The 16460-nt window shown below is 41.6% G+C and carries 16 protein-coding genes; 8 read left to right on the forward strand and 8 right to left on the reverse strand.

Features of this window, described 5'->3' with window-relative positions; genetic code table 11:
- Positions 1–41: 41 nt before the first annotated feature.
- Positions 42–269, reverse strand: a complete 228-nt coding sequence (locus FD725_RS01225; protein WP_179046449.1) for a hypothetical protein — start codon at positions 267–269, stop codon at positions 42–44.
- A 715-nt stretch (positions 270–984) separates the two neighbouring features.
- Between FD725_RS01225 and FD725_RS01230 the strand changes: the two genes are divergently transcribed.
- Positions 985–2277, forward strand: coding sequence for a recombinase family protein (locus FD725_RS01230; protein ID WP_179046450.1), 1293 nt, complete (start codon positions 985–987; stop codon positions 2275–2277).
- 43 nt (positions 2278–2320) lie between these two features.
- Here FD725_RS01230 and FD725_RS01235 read toward each other — a convergent pair whose 3' ends face one another.
- Both FD725_RS01235 and FD725_RS01240 read right to left on the reverse strand, forming a co-directional pair.
- Positions 2321–3457: a PepSY domain-containing protein gene (locus tag FD725_RS01235; RefSeq protein ID WP_179046451.1), complete on the reverse strand. Its 1137-nt coding sequence runs from the start codon at positions 3455–3457 to the stop codon at positions 2321–2323.
- A 224-nt stretch (positions 3458–3681) separates the two neighbouring features.
- The gene (locus tag FD725_RS01240) at positions 3682–3924 is read right to left on the reverse strand and encodes a hypothetical protein (protein ID WP_179046452.1); all 243 of its coding nucleotides are present in this window, start codon (positions 3922–3924) and stop codon (positions 3682–3684) included.
- Between FD725_RS01240 and FD725_RS01245 the strand changes: the two genes are divergently transcribed.
- Entirely contained in the window at positions 3923–4129 is a 207-nt protein-coding gene (locus FD725_RS01245; protein WP_179046453.1) for a hypothetical protein, read from the forward strand. The genes FD725_RS01240 and FD725_RS01245 overlap by 2 nt on opposite strands.
- A gap of 59 nt (positions 4130–4188) precedes the next feature.
- Here FD725_RS01245 and FD725_RS01250 read toward each other — a convergent pair whose 3' ends face one another.
- Positions 4189–6837: a TonB-dependent siderophore receptor gene (locus tag FD725_RS01250; RefSeq protein ID WP_256871825.1), complete on the reverse strand. Its 2649-nt coding sequence runs from the start codon at positions 6835–6837 to the stop codon at positions 4189–4191.
- 122 nt (positions 6838–6959) lie between these two features.
- Entirely contained in the window at positions 6960–7946 is a 987-nt protein-coding gene (locus FD725_RS01255) for a helix-turn-helix transcriptional regulator (RefSeq protein WP_179046454.1), read from the reverse strand.
- A 411-nt stretch (positions 7947–8357) separates the two neighbouring features.
- Here FD725_RS01255 and FD725_RS01260 point away from each other — a divergent pair, with 411 nt between their 5' ends.
- Complete coding sequence (locus tag FD725_RS01260) at positions 8358–8609, forward strand: hypothetical protein (protein WP_179046455.1); 252 nt, start codon at positions 8358–8360, stop codon at positions 8607–8609.
- A complete protein-coding gene (locus FD725_RS01265) occupies positions 8599–8961 on the forward strand; it encodes a type II toxin-antitoxin system RelE/ParE family toxin (RefSeq protein ID WP_179046456.1) in 363 nt (120 codons plus the stop codon). The genes FD725_RS01260 and FD725_RS01265 overlap by 11 nt, the downstream gene beginning before the upstream one ends.
- A 95-nt stretch (positions 8962–9056) precedes the next feature.
- Here the strand turns inward: FD725_RS01265 and FD725_RS32250 are convergent, their stop codons facing one another.
- Complete coding sequence (locus FD725_RS32250; RefSeq protein WP_256871826.1) at positions 9057–9185, reverse strand: hypothetical protein; 129 nt, start codon at positions 9183–9185, stop codon at positions 9057–9059.
- Between the two features lie 151 nt (positions 9186–9336).
- Between FD725_RS32250 and FD725_RS01270 the strand changes: the two genes are divergently transcribed.
- Positions 9337–10926 carry a glycosyltransferase family 39 protein gene (locus FD725_RS01270; RefSeq protein ID WP_179046457.1) on the forward strand — a complete coding sequence of 530 codons (1590 nt, stop codon included), beginning with the start codon at positions 9337–9339 and terminating at the stop codon, positions 10924–10926.
- Between the two features lie 95 nt (positions 10927–11021).
- Here FD725_RS01270 and FD725_RS01275 read toward each other — a convergent pair whose 3' ends face one another.
- Positions 11022–11387 carry a hypothetical protein gene (locus FD725_RS01275; protein ID WP_179046458.1) on the reverse strand — a complete coding sequence of 122 codons (366 nt, stop codon included), beginning with the start codon at positions 11385–11387 and terminating at the stop codon, positions 11022–11024.
- Between the two features lie 542 nt (positions 11388–11929).
- Between FD725_RS01275 and FD725_RS01280 the strand changes: the two genes are divergently transcribed.
- A complete protein-coding gene (locus FD725_RS01280; protein WP_179046459.1) occupies positions 11930–13807 on the forward strand; it encodes a chloride channel protein in 1878 nt (625 codons plus the stop codon).
- A 228-nt stretch (positions 13808–14035) separates the two neighbouring features.
- Here the strand turns inward: FD725_RS01280 and FD725_RS01285 are convergent, their stop codons facing one another.
- A complete protein-coding gene (locus FD725_RS01285; RefSeq protein WP_179046460.1) occupies positions 14036–14449 on the reverse strand; it encodes an AbrB family transcriptional regulator in 414 nt (137 codons plus the stop codon).
- Between the two features lie 451 nt (positions 14450–14900).
- Here FD725_RS01285 and FD725_RS01290 point away from each other — a divergent pair, with 451 nt between their 5' ends.
- Both FD725_RS01290 and cbiB read left to right on the forward strand, forming a co-directional pair.
- Positions 14901–15344 (forward strand): Rrf2 family transcriptional regulator, encoded by a 444-nt coding sequence (locus FD725_RS01290; RefSeq protein WP_179046461.1) that lies wholly within the window; start codon positions 14901–14903, stop codon positions 15342–15344.
- A 41-nt stretch (positions 15345–15385) separates the two neighbouring features.
- Positions 15386–16345 carry an adenosylcobinamide-phosphate synthase CbiB gene (cbiB, locus tag FD725_RS01295; RefSeq protein WP_179046462.1) on the forward strand — a complete coding sequence of 320 codons (960 nt, stop codon included), beginning with the start codon at positions 15386–15388 and terminating at the stop codon, positions 16343–16345.
- Positions 16346–16460: the final 115 nt, after the last annotated feature.

Consider the following 16460-nt stretch of genomic DNA (forward strand, 5'->3'; position numbering starts at 1 on the left):
CCGCTATTTAAGCTATTTCTATTTGGATACGAGACAAAGAATTAACCACCCCAAAAACCTGCCAAGTTGTAGACTATTTGCAGGATAGATGATAGTAAGAAGCCTAAAAGTGGAACTGAAATTGTCGTTGTTGCACCAGCAACTGCATCATTATAGACAGTTTCCCAAGCATCTGGCCCGCTAGTAGATTGCCCATAGACTTTTGTACCCACAGCCAAAGTTAAGCCAAGCACAGATAAACCCAATAGTATTGTGCGACGTTTCAACATTATTCCTTGATACCTAATAGATTGGTAAGTTTTTTTAGCAGGGTAAACCGACAAGTTTAGAACCACTAAGCTTCAACTTACGAGTTTACCTAATCTAATCATTGCCAAATCTGAGTTAACTTAATATCTTGCACCAGGCGACTGAAGTCGCACGCCACTTGCTACAAGTGGGGTTTCCCGACTTAAAGCTACTGGCGTGTAAATTGTATTCACCGCAGTTTGGTGCAAGATATAAGTTAATGAGGTTTTGATTGCTGCAACTAGCAACTAACTGTTTATTGTATTATTACTTGATGCTTTTTACTAGAACTTTTGATATTGATAAAAATTATGGTAATTATACAAATATAATTAAATTTCTATTTTAAAATTTTGCAATTAAAGGGTTGTCAAAAAAATATCTATCTTCAGAGGTAAGCTTTTTTAATTAATAAGTGATTTACCAGTTTCATTAGCAACTAAAAACGCTGTTATAGCTCAGGCTTATATCTACAAAACTGGAAATAAATTGCTTACGCGGATATATTCACTATCAAAAAGCTTAATTGTGATGCTCTATTTCGTAAGCATCAATCTCGCACAACCACTATGAGAAAAGGCAAAATTTTGGGAAAGTGTGACAAGCTTGTTACTGGGTATAAACCTAAAATTTGCCCAAAATGTTTGAATCAAGATGAATTTGATACTCTACCTAAAAGCATAATTGTTCGAGAGAATGAAAATCATTGCCTATATTTATACTGATCCTTTACTAGATGCTTCCCCTGGAGAGATTAATTGGGAGTGGGATGTAGAACGGGTGTATGAAGATTTGGGCAAGCGATCGCAATTAGTAAAATTATTGACAGATTGCCAAACTGAACCGCCGGATTATTTGATTATGCGTCATTTGTCCGAATTGGGTGATAATGTTGAAGAAGTGAGCGATCGCCTCAATCAACTAGAAGCAATGGGTGTAAGAGTCATTGCTACAGAACAAGCTTACAACTCAGGCACAGATCATTTGCGTGCAGACTTACTGAAATTGTTACAAGAAATTCAACTTCAGCAACGTAGTAACCGCATTCGTCAAGGACACGCTCGTAATCGTCTGGATGCTGCACCACCTCCAGGTAAAGCACCCTATGGCTATCGTCGAGGTAAAGAAAAATATATCATTGATCGCACTACTGCCCCAGTAGTTAAGGATTTTTTTGAACACTTTTTACTGTATGGTTCTTTGCGGGGTTCCGTGCGTTACTTAGGGAAAAAATACGGGAAGAAAATTTCTGTGACTACGGGTAAACGTTGGCTAACTAATCCTGTTTACCGGGGTGATACGGCTTATCACAATGGGGAAATTATCTCTGATACCCATATTGCCGTCATTTCTAGAGATGAAGCAGCTCAAATTGATAGACTCTTACGCCGTAATAGTCGCTTACCCTCCCGAACAGCCAGCGCACCTCGTTCTCTAGCTGGTTTAGTTGTCTGTCAGCAGTGTCAGTCACACATGACAGTTACTCGCGTCACTCAACGCCATCAAGATCAAGAGTACTTATACTTACGTCCAATTAACTGCCCTCAACACCCCAAATGTCGAGCTATTGCTTACCAGGAAATTTTAGAGAGGACAATTGCCAAGGTTTGCTGTGACTTACCCTTAGCAGTCGCAGGAATCAATTTTCCCCAGTTAAATACTGTTAAAAATAGTTTAAAGGAAGCGATCGCCACTCAACAAGAGATACTGCAAAAGTTACCTAACTTAGTGGAAACTGGTATTTTAGACCCAGAGACGGCTAAATTAAGAGCCTATAAACTCCATACAGAAATTTCCGCACTCCAAGCAAAATTAGCCACCCTCCCACCAGTCAACTTACTTTCTGTTGCTCAAGCAGTTTCCATTCCTCAATTCTGGTTAGACTTATCAGAAGCCGAGCGTAGATTCTACTTCCGCGAATTTATCAGCCAAATTGCCATCATCCGCCAAAATCAAGATTGGGATTTGCAAGTAATCTTTATTTTTTAGCCAACACTCCCTTTGTGTCTCCGTGACTCTGTGGTTAGATAAACTATCTTTTCCCACCATCGGGATTTTGACGATATAACCACATAATCAAGCCTGTAATCAACAGCAACAACGGAGTTAAACCGACAAAGACGTAGAGAATACGAGTTGGTAAACCGCCAAAAGTACCGAAGTGAACCGAACCAAACTGATTCAAGATTGCTTCTGCACGAGATGGTTTGACTCCATTTTGCAACTGAATCACTTTACCTGTAAATTGATCGAGATAGATTCTGGTATTGCCGTATTTACTGGTTTCCTGAGACTGCTTTTTAGCAACGAGAAATGGAGATTCCGGTTTGTTAGCAAAGAAAATATAGGTAGTTTTAGCATTGGGAACTACTGCATTAGCTCGTTGTATCAGTTCGGTAATAGGTAACGGTGACTGACCAGGAATCAATTGAGAAATAGGATCAGCAGGCTTGTTTGTCAGAGTTATGGCATAGATACCTGCTGTGACTTGAGCTTGAGGGACATTCCAAGCGAACCCTGTAAAGCCAATCAAGACAAGAAAAGTACCTGTCACAATCCCTGCCACTTTATGCAGATCAAAATTGCGCCTTTTGATATGTGCATTCCATTTGATTTTGAAGCCTGTGGCCAGTTTGCGCCAACCAGGCCATAATACTATTCCTGTCAGATTGATAATTACTGTCAACAGAGCGACAACACCCATGATCAGTGTACCTGTGTCGCCTGCGAGGAGTTTGTAGTGTAGCCCGTAAATCATCCCAATCCAACTAGTTTCCCACTGGCGATCGCCTATAATTTTTCCCGTGTAAGGATTGACAAACACTTGTAAATAGTGATTTGCTGCATCTAACAGCGATACTACATAAGGCTTGTCAAGACGATCAGGGAAACGAAGGCTACTCAGAGTTAAGCCTTTGCTGGCATAGGCAGCTTTGACAGTTTCAGCGATCGCCATAGGAGACAACAACTCTCCAGTCGGCACAACCAGGCCAAATTGTGCTGCTAGAACTGCACCATCGATTTCGTGCCAGAACACCAGGATACTTCCCGTGACACCTGCAATACACAAGAGAATACCAGCGATTAAGCCTAGCCAGCGATGAGTATGGAAGGCGATCGCTCTAAGTTTGGGATAGGTTAACCCAGTTGGGATATGATTGGTAGTCATCAGAACTTAAGTTGGGGATAAATCTGCTTAACTTTGACAGAAAATTCTGTTCCGTCTTTGAGATTCAGGGTAGAGGCGCTTTAAAACAGTATCGATTTGGCGATCGCTTGTTTTTGATTTTCTACAGTAGGCGGGTATGCGATCGCCTAAAATTAAGGTGTAATTTAATCTGAGCTAAAACTATGCAAGTCTCTTTAGCCGAAGCTGCTGCTAACTTGAGTGATTTAGTTGAAGCTGCTATCAATGGTGAAGAAGTAATTTTGCTCAATGGCGATCGCCCTGCCATTAAACTCACACCTATACAATCGATCAAGGTTGTGAGATTCCCAATGAGCTTCGAGTTGTAAATGATTACGGCAACCATTGGCTATGGGAGCCAAACTATTCCATGCCGCTAGTTGATTATCAGAGGGCATTAAAGTCAGTTGGTGAGCAATTTTATAAAGTAAGTTGAGGGAAATCATCATGAACTTATCTCCAAAGGCGATGCGGTTTATGGTAGAAGCTTTAGAGTTTCGGATTGCAGCGTATCAGAACCAATTGGATACTGAAATGGGGGAAGGAATCTCTGATGATCAGATATCAGATTTGACGAACGATCTGCTGTTTTTAGAGTCTTTGTTGCAGGAATTGCAAAAAGCATTGGATGTACCTGTAGCTAAGGTTTTTTGATCGCGCTTGTAATAGTGCATTTTCTCTCTACTCAGTTCAAATCATTTGCAATTGATCAATCAAAACTGTACAGAAACAGAACCAATTACGGTAAATGGATCGCCAAAGGTATTACTTGCATCTCTCGTGCCAAAACCACTTTCGATATATTTGACATCACCAATATTTTTGAAATTCAGCCCAAAGCGCCATTTGTCGCGTTTATAGAAAATTGCCGCGTTGGTGATGAAATAACTCCCAAGAGAAAAACTATTACCTAAATCCCCTTGGCGATCGCTAACATAATTAAAGCCCACTCCCAGACCTAATCCTTGCAAATCCCCTCGTTGAATCTCGTAGGTAGTCCAAAGACTGGCACTATTTTCCGGCAGCCCAAACAATTTGTTACCGACGTTATTCGGATTGGTATCAGTAATAACTTCACCGTTGATATTGGCATAGGAAGCGATGATCTTCCAACCCGGCAAAATCTCCCCTGACAAATCAAACTCAAACCCACGGCTGCGTTGTTCACCAGAGGCAATGGAAAACAGAGGAAAGTTAGGATCGGCCAGAGGAATATTTTCTTTAGTAATGTCAAAGTAAGCAAGTGTGGCAAACAGCTTACCATCAAAAAATTCTGATTTAATCCCGAATTCGTAGCCTCTGCCCCGTTGTGGTGGCAACACCTCCCCTGTGACGGTTGTGGCTGTATTGGGCGTAAAAGATTGAGAATAATTGCCATAAACGGAAAGTCTATCACTCAGTTTATATAACAATCCAAACCGAGGAGTCAGAGCTGCGGCATTAGTCGAACTTTCACCAGCTACCGTCGATGAACCTGGGATATTGACAGTGTTGAGAGACAATGTGTCGTAACGGAAGCCTGCCAATATTTGTAAGTTCTGGAAAAGGGAAATCTGATCTTGCAGATAAAAGCCCCAGCTATTACCAGTTGTTGTCGTACCACCAAAGCCAGGTATGTCATCTTCACTGGGTTTTGCCAATCCATAAACAGGATTAAATAGATTGAGGGGTCTGAGAGTAAAATCAACTGCTGAAAAAATGCGGCTATCTGTGTAAACGTAGTCTATCCCAGCCAGCAGTGTATGCTTGATTTCACCTGTGCCGAACTTGCCAGTCAGATTAGTTTGGAAAGTATAGTTGCTAGTCTGAGAGTCTTGAGAAGCCAGAATCCGATTGACTGTGCTTGTAGCTTCGTCAAAAAACGATGGTAGTGCCACTACACCAAAATCGTATTCATAAAATATGTAGCGAAAAGCATTACGCAACTTCCAATCTTGATTGAAGCGATGTTCCAGGGTATAGCCGATATTGGTGGTGATATTAGTCACCGTATCACTTGGTTCGTTGATAATGCGATCGCGTGGCACATCAGCGATACCTCTCCCCACCGCCGGAATACCAAAGATGGCGGGACGGGTGCTATTTGCATATTCAAAGGAAATATTTACATCGGTGCGATCGCTAATTTTCCAGGCGATCGTCGGTGCAATAAAGTATTTTTGCTCAGGTTGGTCATAGTTCTGAAAACTATCATAGCTCTGGAATAAACCATTTAAGCGATAAAGCACCTTGCCATCGTCGGTTAAAGGCCCGGAAATATCAAATCGGGGGCGAACAAATCCACGGCTACCAACTTGTAATTCTGTTTCATAAAATGGCGTTGCTAATGGCTTCTTTGACACCAAATTAATCAATCCCCCAGGCTCAATCGCTCCATATAAAATCGAGGCTGGCCCTTTGAGAACTTCTATTTGCTCTAAATTCGCAACTTCAAAGTTCGGCTGTGAATTTCCTTCTCCAGAAGAACCAAATCTTCTAAATCCATCCAACAAAACGGGAGCATCGGTAAATCCGCGAATAATGAAAGTATTACCACTTCTGCCTTGTACGTCACCTCTATAGATCACACCACTGATATTACCGAGAGCATCTTTGATTTGAGTAATTTGCTGATCGCGGATAATCTCTTGCGGAATCACCTGCACTGAAAATGGGGTTTCTAAAATTGGTGCATCTGTACCTGTGGCTGTAGAACTGTTAGGTACACGATAACCATCTTGCTCTCCTGTCACTACCAACTCGATTGGTTGATCCGGCTGTGCTACTGGTTGCTCTTGTGGTGTTTCCGTTACTGGCTGCGGTGGTGGTGTCTCCGTTGCTGGCTGTTCGGCTTGTGGCTGTATTGCCGAAGATGTGACACCAAAAATTACACCTTCATCACTATCAAATAACTCGACTACAGGTAAACTAGCCTCACCTGCAACTGTCACTCTCACTGTTTTAGCGTCGGTGTTGGCTACAGTTATTTCCGTAATTCCCGTAATTGGTTTTTGGGAACGGAAGGTGAAGCGATCGCCATTAGCCAACTGTAACTGAGCATTGGGAATATCAGCAATAAAATTATTCCCAGTGGTATTGTTGGTAATTTGTAACTGTTCACCCTTGGTAGTTTGGAGAATTATCTCCACACCTTTTTCTGTAGGATTGGCCTTTACTCCCGTAATTGAGATAATTTCTGATGAAGGTGTGGAGGATTGAGCAAACAACTCGCTAGTGTTCGTAGCTGGCAGTTTAACTGCGCTCAGTCGGGTAATTTTGGCGATTTTTAGTACTTCTGCCTGTGCAGATTTTGCCATCAACAATGGTAGAAAACTAATCGCCAACCACAGCCAGATGTTAAACGACAACTGTTGAAACCTCACAATAATTCCCTACACTCTACTAGTTAGAATCTACTTTCTTGAGAATATTTATGAATAAACTCAAAATGCAGATTAGAGGAATTGGATGAGTTGCGTCTACCCCAACACAGAACTAATCATCGTTAAACAGACTTTTTCCCGGCAAAACACTGGCTCGGAGAAATACCAAACTTACGTTTAAAAGCAACACTAAAATGTGTGGGATTAGAGTAACCAGTCATAATTGCTACTTCTAGGACTGTGCGATGTCCTTCTCTCAGCCAGCGTTCGGCTTGTTCCATCCGTTTATCTGTCAAATAACCAAAGACACTAGTCCCAAAGAGTCGCTGAAAACCACGTTGGAGAGTGCGATCGCTCACCCCTACAAGTTGTGCTAATTCTAATAATGTCGGTGGATTGTCCAGATGGGAGAGCAAAATTTCCCTAGCTTGATGGATCTTCTCGACAGTTCCGGCTCGAAATCGCGGTTGCGGTTGCAGTCCACCTTGCTCTGTAATTATGGGAGCTAACTGCAACGCAATTATTTCCAGGGTTTTTACCTGCAAAAACATCCGCTTCATGACACCTGTGTAGGAACAGTTAATCATCTGCTCTACTACCCCTTTGACTGTAGGCGTGATTTGAGGATAAAGCACTGTCTGCCAGTCATTATCCTTTGCTAGTAAGGACAATTCGGGGATCATTTCACCATCTGTTGTCGGGAAAAAAGTTTTTAATGATTCTGCTGGCATATTTATATCTACGCCTACGAATCTCTGTGATTTTTGAGACTCCAATACCATACCTCGTTGAACACCACTACCGGAAATCAATGTATGTCTGTGATCAATCTTTCCGCCATATTCATTTGTTGTTATCCCTGAAAGGAAAACGCAAAATTGTAGGGGATGATTGTCATTGTGGGTTTTTAAGCGAATATGCTCATGATATTCGTAATCAAAAATTGATAGCCAAAGATGTGGATAGATTTCCATGCTTTGCACGTAACCTGTACCCAAATGCTGAGGTAATTGATAGACAAATTCATTTAATTCTGAATTCTGCTGCCTACTCTGTTCTACTTCTGCCCACAGTTGATTGCATTCTTTCTCTGTTAAAGTAATTGTCATGGTTACAAAATAATAATAAAAATTATTCGCAGTAATTGGGCATCAAATAACTTTTCTGACATTGGCGTATCAACCAAGGAAACCGTGTGGGGTTCATTTAGGGGAACAGCCCTTCATCAAAAGACTCCCATCCCTCACACTCAGATATCTGAAGCTTTCCGAAGTTCCCATTGTTTTTAAATAATTGAGACTTTTTCTCAAAAATCTTACTGATATTTCTTCTGTAATGTCAAGAATTTTTCTCACTAATCTTGATCTTATCTGCGTTAAGATTGCTACCTGAGAGGAAATTATGACTCAGATGCCACCCTGGAAACAGTTCATCAAAAGCCGGTGGGGAAACGGTAATTGTCATAGCGATCGCATTAGGCACAAAATGTTAGAATTTGCTACAAAATCAGGTACAACAAGATGAAAGCGATTGAAGTTACTGGCACAATTGACTCTCAAGGAAACCTAGTTCTAGATGAACCGATTCAAGGAACAACTTATCCTCATCAGGTGCGGGTGATTGTCTTAGTTCCAGAACCAGCAGAAGAGGTTGATCCTGACGATACACCCGTTGAGGAAATTAAAGCCAGCTTGAGAAGAGCCTTGCAGCAAGCAAAAGCTGGGCAAACTAGACCAATTAGTGAGCTATGGGACAGAATTGATGCAGAGTGATAATACAGTTTCCATTCGATTTTCTGATGAGTTTGAATCCGAACTTTACAGACTATCAAAGAGATTTCGCAAAATTCGCTCTGATGTTCAACCGATGATCGAACAATTACAACAGGGAAACATTGTTGGCGATCGCATTGCCGGGATGGGAGAGGAGTATATTGTTTATAAGGTAAGAGTTCGCAACAGTAATATCCAAAAAGGTAAAAGTGCTGGATACAGATTGATTTATCAACTTGAGTCATCTACAAGTATTTTGCTACTAACGATTTATGCTAAATCAGACCAAGAAGATATTGATGTCATGGAAATTCGAGATATTTTGGCTGATTTTTATGGTGATGAAGGTTAAAACTTGCGCGTCTCTCATTTGGCAAGTACGCAAATTATTTTGTTACTTCTCCCTTCAGGTTACACAAATCAAAGTGGATTCCTACACATCTAGCTTCAACGTGTCAGGATAATTGTCATAGCGATCGCTTGATATCGCCACTCTAGCTCTTCATAAGAAATTATCACATTAAAATTTGTTGTTTTGATTTGAGCGATTACACCTTGGTTGGGAAATTTGCCCAAAAAATTATCGCTGTTCAGAGAAAATTAAGCTAACCTGGGAATTTAGTATTTGTTGAGAATACAAGTTGTGACTGGGTGGCAACATGAGAGATTTGTTGTAATCTCTATGTAATCGAATCAAACCAACTAAGTAAGATGATGATCAAAAAATATGCGAGAAGGAAGCTTTATTTGGGGTCATCTAGAAAGACAACACCGCACAGTTGACAGATGGATTGACCGATTGTGGTTAATAGTGTTGCTGATTGCCGCAGTGCTATTATTTAGTGTCAACTTGGGAGGATTGCCCCTACGAGATTGGGATGAGGGGACTGTAGCCCAAATTGCTAGGGAAATTTCCCGTAATTCCTTAGATTCACTGCATTGGCTTTACCCCACCTTCAGTGGGCAACCTTACTATGACAAGCCACCTCTAATGCACATCCTCATTGCAGGTGCTTACTTTTTCACAGGTGTGAATGAATGGACAACACGCTTACCAGGGGCAATTTTAACAGCAATTTCCGTACCTTTACTATATTGTCTCGGACGAGAAATATTTCGCCAACGCTCGGCAGCAATTTATAGTGCCTTGATTTATCTGACGATGCTACCTGTAGTACGTCACGGACGATTGGCGATGGTAGATGGCGCAGTTGTGAGTTTTTTGTTGGTGATGATGCTGTGTGTACTGCGATCGCGCCGAGATTTACGCTACTGTTTGGGTATTGGGCTAGGCTTGGGTTTAATCTGTTTAACTCAAGGGCTGACAGGCTTATTATTAGGTGCAGTTGTCTTAGTATTTTTGTTTTGGGATACACCCAGATTGCTCACCAGTTACTATCTGTGGATCGGCATTAGTATAGGATTGTTACCTGTAGTTGGTTGGTATAGCGCTCAACTACTCCACTATGGTTATAGTTTTGTTCAAAATGGCATATTTAGTAGTAAAAACTCTCAACCACCTTGGTTTTATCTCATCGAACTCCTCAAATGGACTTGGCCATGGTTAATATTTTTACCACAGACAGCCCGGTTACTTTGGGAAAATCGTAATCTCAGTTGGACAAGATTAGTACTCGTATGGTTTGGGGTTTATTTACTACTCATTTCTTTAATGAGTGCTAAACTTTCGTGGTATGTCATTCCTCTTTATCCCAGTCTAGCTTTAGCTTTTGGTGTGCAGCTAGCAGAGATAGAAAATACCCCATTAGGAACAACCTATCCCCGTGCTTGGGTAGCTGGCTTTTCCGGATTAGCAGTAGTAGCTTCTGCCGCCAGCATTTACTCTAGTTGGGTGACAACCCCTAAAACCGACTTACAGGTAATCTTTGCTGCCGTAGCTTTGACGATGACTTTAGCGGCAATCTTAGCAGAAAGAGGTGATGGACAATTTCTGAGGATTTTGTTTTGGGGTAGCTATATTTCCCTAGTACTCTTAATGAAATCTAATTACTGGGTGTGGGAATTATGGGAAGCATATCCCGTCAAACCTGTAGCCGCCATGATTGAGAAAGTTAATCCAGGCGTGAAAAAGATTTACACATCTTATCCCCATCATCGCCCCTCATTGGATTTTTATAGCGATCGCTACATTATCCCAGCATCTACTAAGGAACTGCAACATTACTGGCGCTACAACAGACAACCCTACTTCCTAATTAACTCATCTACCGCCAAAAATCTCCAACTAGACTCAATTAAACTACTAGCTGAAACCGAAGGCTGGCAATTAATTACCAAAGAGACTAATCGGTTATAGGGATTGGGGATTGGGGATTGGGTAATGGGTAATAGAGAGTAAGTAAAGAATAAATCTTTACCAATAACCAATGACCAATGACCAATGACCAATCCCTACTTCACCTCTTCCGTCCCCGTATTCATTTGTGGACTATAACTAGTTCCTTGTTGAGTAACTACCATAAAGCTAAAGAAAACGGCACTGCCTACAGCTAAGGCTAGCAAAGGGCGCTTAAACAGGATAAAATCTCTAATAATTCTAGCTAGAGGACTGCTTTGACGACGTAGTGCTGAACAGATAAGTATCTGGTTCAAAGCAAATGGATCACGAACATAATGACCGCTTTGGCATACTACTACTCGTTCCTGGCAATACGGACAAGTAAATAAACCAATGTAAGTTTTAATTGGTCTTGCCTTAGCGTGTCTTTGGCAAATTGGGCAAGTAACGTAATGATTATCAAAGGTGTGTGAATTCATCTACCTCTTCCGCCTAGTCCCTTTACTCGCTCTATATAAGAATACCCATATTGAATTCCCCAAACACACTTAGTAGAGTTGCTACTGTTGTATGACAGCAACGTGAAATCACACACAGTTGTATCCCTACAAAGGATGAATCAGCGATCGCAACACACACGAGTATAGCTAGATTTAAGCAGGTATGGCTCTTGTGTTTGGCTTATTTTTTAGTGTATCCACTGATTTAGTGAAGACTATCCTCTTGCTTCTAGAGAAGAGAATTACTATCTATACCTTGCCATTAAAAGTTGACCATTGACTATCAACTATCTCATTTAACCATTATCTTCAACAAAGTTTTGCCATGCAAAATTTTTTTTAACTAAAGCTTCGTAAATTTCCACATCACTAGCTTGTGGGTAAGCCAGGCTATTAAACCACAGGCTCAACCAATTACCCCAAACTCTGATTTTTGACTTGTCTGGTTGATAAATAATGTCTCACAATGAGAAGTAACAGATAAAAATTTAAATTTTTTCTTACATTTACCCCGTCTCGCAATGACTCTCCTGCCTCCCACCGATTTGAGGAAGGTAACGGAACTACCTGCTTTTCCTACACCTTCTGCTCGCCTAAGACATCTCATTAACCGTTTTCAACTATCCCCAGAAACCGTTGTGTTATTTTTAGCCGTACTTATTGGCGGTGGCACTGGTATGGGGGTGGTAACTTTTCACTATTTAATCGAACTGGTTCACCATCTCATGCTGGAAAATTTGATGGGGATAATAGGTGCTTGGGGTGGTTGGACTTTAGCGTGTGTCCCCATTTTGGGTGGATTAATTGTGGGCTTGATGCGCTGGCGGACTCAAGACTTTGGCCCTGGTTTATCTTCGCTCATTGCTGCTTCTGAAGGCGCAGAAATCAAACGACAACTACGTCCTGTCACCAAAATGTTAGTGGCTTCTGTTTCTTTAGGCAGTGGCGCTTCTTTGGGACCAGAAGGGCCGAGTGTGGAAATTGGCGCTAATTTTGGGATGTTGTTGTCATTAATTTTACAGGTATCGCAAGAACGCCAGCGTTTATTGTTGGGTGCTGGTGCGGCGGCGGGATTAGCGGCAGGATTTAATGCACCCATTGCTGGAGTATTTTTTGCCCTAGAAGTAGTGATGGGGGCTACATCTTTTGCTACTTCTGCGGTGAGTGTGGTGCTGCTAGCTGCTGTAGTCGCAGCGTTGATTGCGCAAATTGGCTTGGGAGCGCAACCTGCTTTTGCTTTACCTGCTTACCAAGTCCGGAGTTTGATGGAGTTGCCTTTGTATTTGGGCTTGGGGTTGGGGGCTAGTTTGGTTTCTCTGGCTTATAAACAATCAATTAGTTGGGCTAAAGCTTGCTTTGCAGGTTCTGTTCCTGGTTTGAACTTTTTCGGAAAAATCCCCAATCCCATTCATCCCATCATCGGTGGTGTAATTGTGGGGTTAGTGGCTTTACAATTTCCGCAAGTTTTGGGCATTGGTTATGGCACAGTCCAAGCGATGCTGCAAGATGTGGAATTTTCTTTGACTTTGTTGGTGATATTGCTAGTACTAAAGCTGCTGATGACGGCAGTTAGTGCGGGTAGTGGTTTTGTGGGGGGGTTGTTTGCACCGGCCATGTTTCTGGGTGCTTCTTTTGGTTCAGCTTACGCCAAAATTCTCACCCTCATTGCTCCAGGGATTAGTCCATATATGGCAGCGCCTCCAGCATACGCAATGGTGGGGATGGCAGCTGTACTGGCTGGGAGTGTCAGAGCGCCGTTAACCTCGATTTTGATGCTGTTTGAACTCACCCGCGACTACCGGATTGTTTTACCTTTGATGGCAGCTGTGGGTTTAAGTGTGTGGCTGGTAGAGAGAATTAAGCCTAATTCTAATTCCAATTCCAACCTACAACAAATTGGTCTTTCGGAATTGAAAGATGAAAAGGTAGAAATTTTGCAGCAAATTTTGGTAGAAGATGCGATGCTTTCTTGTCCGAAAAAGCTGTCGGCAAATTTGGCAGTGTTAGATGCAGCGATGGAAATGATCCGCGATCGCACTCGCAGTGCTTTAGTAGTTAATGAGGAGGAACAATTAGTTGGTATTCTCTCTCTGGAAGACTTGAATCGGGTTCTTTCCCTATGGCAAAATCACTCCAACTCTACTACTGAAACTCAGAGTGATTTGGCCAGCCAAACTATCATTGATATCTGTACAAAAGACATCCTTTATGCTTGGCGTGATGAACCTTTGTCTGAAGCTTTAGATCGCATGGCATTGAGAGGTTTGCATCAATTACCAGTGGTAGCCAGAGAAAATCATGAGCGTATTTTAGGTTTGTTAGATCGAGAACAAATTGCCTTAACGTGCAACTTAGCAGCTACACGTAAGGCAATTTATCAATTAGTCATTAGTCAGTAGTCAATAGTCATTGGTTACAAGGAGACAAAAAAATAAATTATCCCATGTTAACGTTTAGGTTAGGCTACCAAAGTAGCGCACTCTGATAATTTTCATGAGTGCGCTGCATTAGGCGAAAGCGTAACACACCTTACAAGTTGGATATTTTTTTTAATTGTTAGTCCTGCTCATCGTCAATGGTGATTACTCTTGACTCTTGACTCTTGAGTGTGGACTATTGACTACCTGTTATGCTGTAGCTTCTGCGGCTTCTAGGGCTTCTCGTTCCTCTCCATCTAGTTGTTTGAGACGAATATGCTTCTTGCCTAAAGTGATGATAAACTCATCTCCAGGTTTGAGATTCATCTGTTTTGTGTAGGCTGAACCAATCAATAAGTTACCGTTTGATTGCACACTAATTCTATAGCTGGCGCTCCGTCCTCCACGTCCGTTGGCATTGGGAGCGCTGTCCAATTGAATGCCTTCAGCATCAATTAGGGCATTGAGGAATTTCATCATATTGACACGCTCTATACCATTTTTGGTAACGGTATAGTAGCCACACTGCTTGGCTTTTTCTTCTTTGCTAAGGTTTTCTAGCTCTTTGACTTTTCTGAGCAGATCTTCACCGACGAGGGGTTCAATTTTTTTCTGTTTAGGCATCAACTTAGGTCAAAAATCAATGGTTATAGTAGTTGAATCGATTTTATTTTAGCTGACGTTGAGCTAATAGGAACAATCTCCTTTAGTTTTTATCTCAGCCTAGCCAAGTATATTACACTCATAGGCAAAATTGTTAGACAATTACCAATATTTGCTAAACAATCTAATTTAGAAAATTCCCATCACTATATATAGTTAATGAATCACTGCTAAACTATTAGGACTTTGATTTTGACCATTGACTATGGACTATTGACTATTGACCACCCTCAGAAGGGTTTATTGGTTGAGTGCGTAAGTCCTATATGTTTATTTAAGTTTTTTAAAGTGATGCCAAAAAGTTGTTAACTCAGTCAGATTGATCATTCGCCAGCAAAATGATAAGTAAAACTGATCCTTGGTCATTAGTCATGAGAAAACAACTGATCACTGACAACTAACAACTGAAAAAATGAAACTAACTACCAGAGGACACTATAGTGTCAAAGCATTGCTTGACTTGAGTTTACAGCCGAGTTATGGCCCTGCATCTGTAAAAGCGATCGCCAAACGTCAAGATATCCCCGCACCATACCTAGAAAAATTACTAATAGAAATGCGTCGTGCTGGATTAGTCACATCAACTCGCGGTAGCGTTGGTGGTTATCAACTTGCACAAGCACCAGCCAAAATATCCATAGGACAAATTTTAGAGGCGGTGGGCGAAACCATTACTCACTTACCTCACCACACCCCAACCCCAGCACAAACAGAAGATTGGGTAACATTTAGCCTCTGGCAAAGACTTAACCAAAAACTCAAAGAAGCGTTGTACAGTATTACTCTGGCAGATTTATATTACGATGCTCGCAGCTGGCAAGCGTCTTTGGGAGAAGAAGCAAATTTTGTGGTTTAGCCATTGGTCATTGGTCATTAGTTATTAGCAGCGATATAAAGGTGACATCAGTTCTTGTTTTGATCATTGCCGCCATTTTAGATTACTTAATTGGTGATCCTTGGGGTTGGATTCATCCAGTACAAGTTATGGGGTGGGTAATCTCTCCCCTGAGTAAATTTTTTGGGCAATTGTCTCACCACTCTTACACACAGAGGTTAGCAGGAGTTATGCTAGCACTAATTTTAATCATAGGTAGTGGCGGGATAGGCTACTTAATAGTGCAGATGGCTCAATGGTTAAATCCACTTTTAGCAATTGTGGTTCAAAGTATTCTTTTAGCCAGTTGTTTTGCTTTGAGAAGTTTGCATAATGCCGCCGTTGATGTTCTGCAACCTTTGGCTAAGGGAGATTTGTTAACTACCCGCCAAACTTTGAGTCAATATGTTGGTCGAGATACACACAATCTCTCAGAAGCAGAAATTTTGCGGGCTATTCTAGAAACAGTTACAGAAAATGCTGTTGATGGGGTAATGGCTCCTTTGTTTTATGCTGTTATGGGTGCATTTCTCCCAGGAGTAGGGGCAGTTCCTCTGGCTTTAGCATATAAAGCTAGTAGCACCCTTGATTCTATGGTGGGTTACAAAGAAGCACCTTATACATATTTAGGCTGGTTTAGTGCGCGGCTAGAAGATGGCTTGACTTGGTTTCCTTGTCGTCTCACCGTCTTCACATTAGGATTGATCTCAACTAAACCTTTATATGTATGGCAAGTTTGTCGTCGAGATGCGATCGCTGATCCTAGTCCTAACTCTGGTTGGAGTGAATGCGTCTACGCTGCTATCTTGGGTGTGCAGATGGGAGGAACAAACTGGTATCGTGGAATAGCCAAGCAAAAACCACTTTTAGGAGATCCCATCTATCCCATCACCCCAAATCATATCTACACTGCTTTGCAACTAACTAGATATTGCTTTTGGCTCTGGCTAGGGATAGCAATCATCATCCTCTTGTTACTTTAAACAATTAGTTAATGAGTATAGGACAAGGAGACAGGGGACAAGGGGACAAGAGGATAAGGGGACAAGGGGACAAGGAGACAAGAAAAAAATTCTTGATTACTCTTTCCCCCCTCTC

It is taken from the genome of Nostoc sp. TCL26-01 (assembly GCF_013393945.1).
Lineage (GTDB): Bacteria > Cyanobacteriota > Cyanobacteriia > Cyanobacteriales > Nostocaceae > Trichormus.

Coding starts and splice junctions, on each gene's coding strand:
- FD725_RS01290 (WP_179046461.1), top strand. CDS start 14,901: ATGAAACTAACTACCAGAGGACACTATAGTGTCAAAGCATTGCTTGAC.
- FD725_RS01285 (WP_179046460.1), bottom strand. CDS start 14,449: ATGCCTAAACAGAAAAAAATTGAACCCCTCGTCGGTGAAGATCTGCTC.
- FD725_RS01270 (WP_179046457.1), top strand. CDS start 9,337: ATGCGAGAAGGAAGCTTTATTTGGGGTCATCTAGAAAGACAACACCGC.
- FD725_RS01265 (WP_179046456.1), top strand. CDS start 8,599: ATGCAGAGTGATAATACAGTTTCCATTCGATTTTCTGATGAGTTTGAA.
- FD725_RS01235 (WP_179046451.1), bottom strand. CDS start 3,457: ATGACTACCAATCATATCCCAACTGGGTTAACCTATCCCAAACTTAGA.
- FD725_RS01230 (WP_179046450.1), top strand. CDS start 985: ATGAAAATCATTGCCTATATTTATACTGATCCTTTACTAGATGCTTCC.
- FD725_RS01255 (WP_179046454.1), bottom strand. CDS start 7,946: ATGACAATTACTTTAACAGAGAAAGAATGCAATCAACTGTGGGCAGAA.
- FD725_RS01240 (WP_179046452.1), bottom strand. CDS start 3,924: ATGATGATTTCCCTCAACTTACTTTATAAAATTGCTCACCAACTGACT.
- FD725_RS01275 (WP_179046458.1), bottom strand. CDS start 11,387: ATGAATTCACACACCTTTGATAATCATTACGTTACTTGCCCAATTTGC.
- FD725_RS01225 (WP_179046449.1), bottom strand. CDS start 269: ATGTTGAAACGTCGCACAATACTATTGGGTTTATCTGTGCTTGGCTTA.
- FD725_RS01245 (WP_179046453.1), top strand. CDS start 3,923: ATGAACTTATCTCCAAAGGCGATGCGGTTTATGGTAGAAGCTTTAGAG.
- FD725_RS01260 (WP_179046455.1), top strand. CDS start 8,358: ATGAAAGCGATTGAAGTTACTGGCACAATTGACTCTCAAGGAAACCTA.
- FD725_RS01280 (WP_179046459.1), top strand. CDS start 11,930: ATGACTCTCCTGCCTCCCACCGATTTGAGGAAGGTAACGGAACTACCT.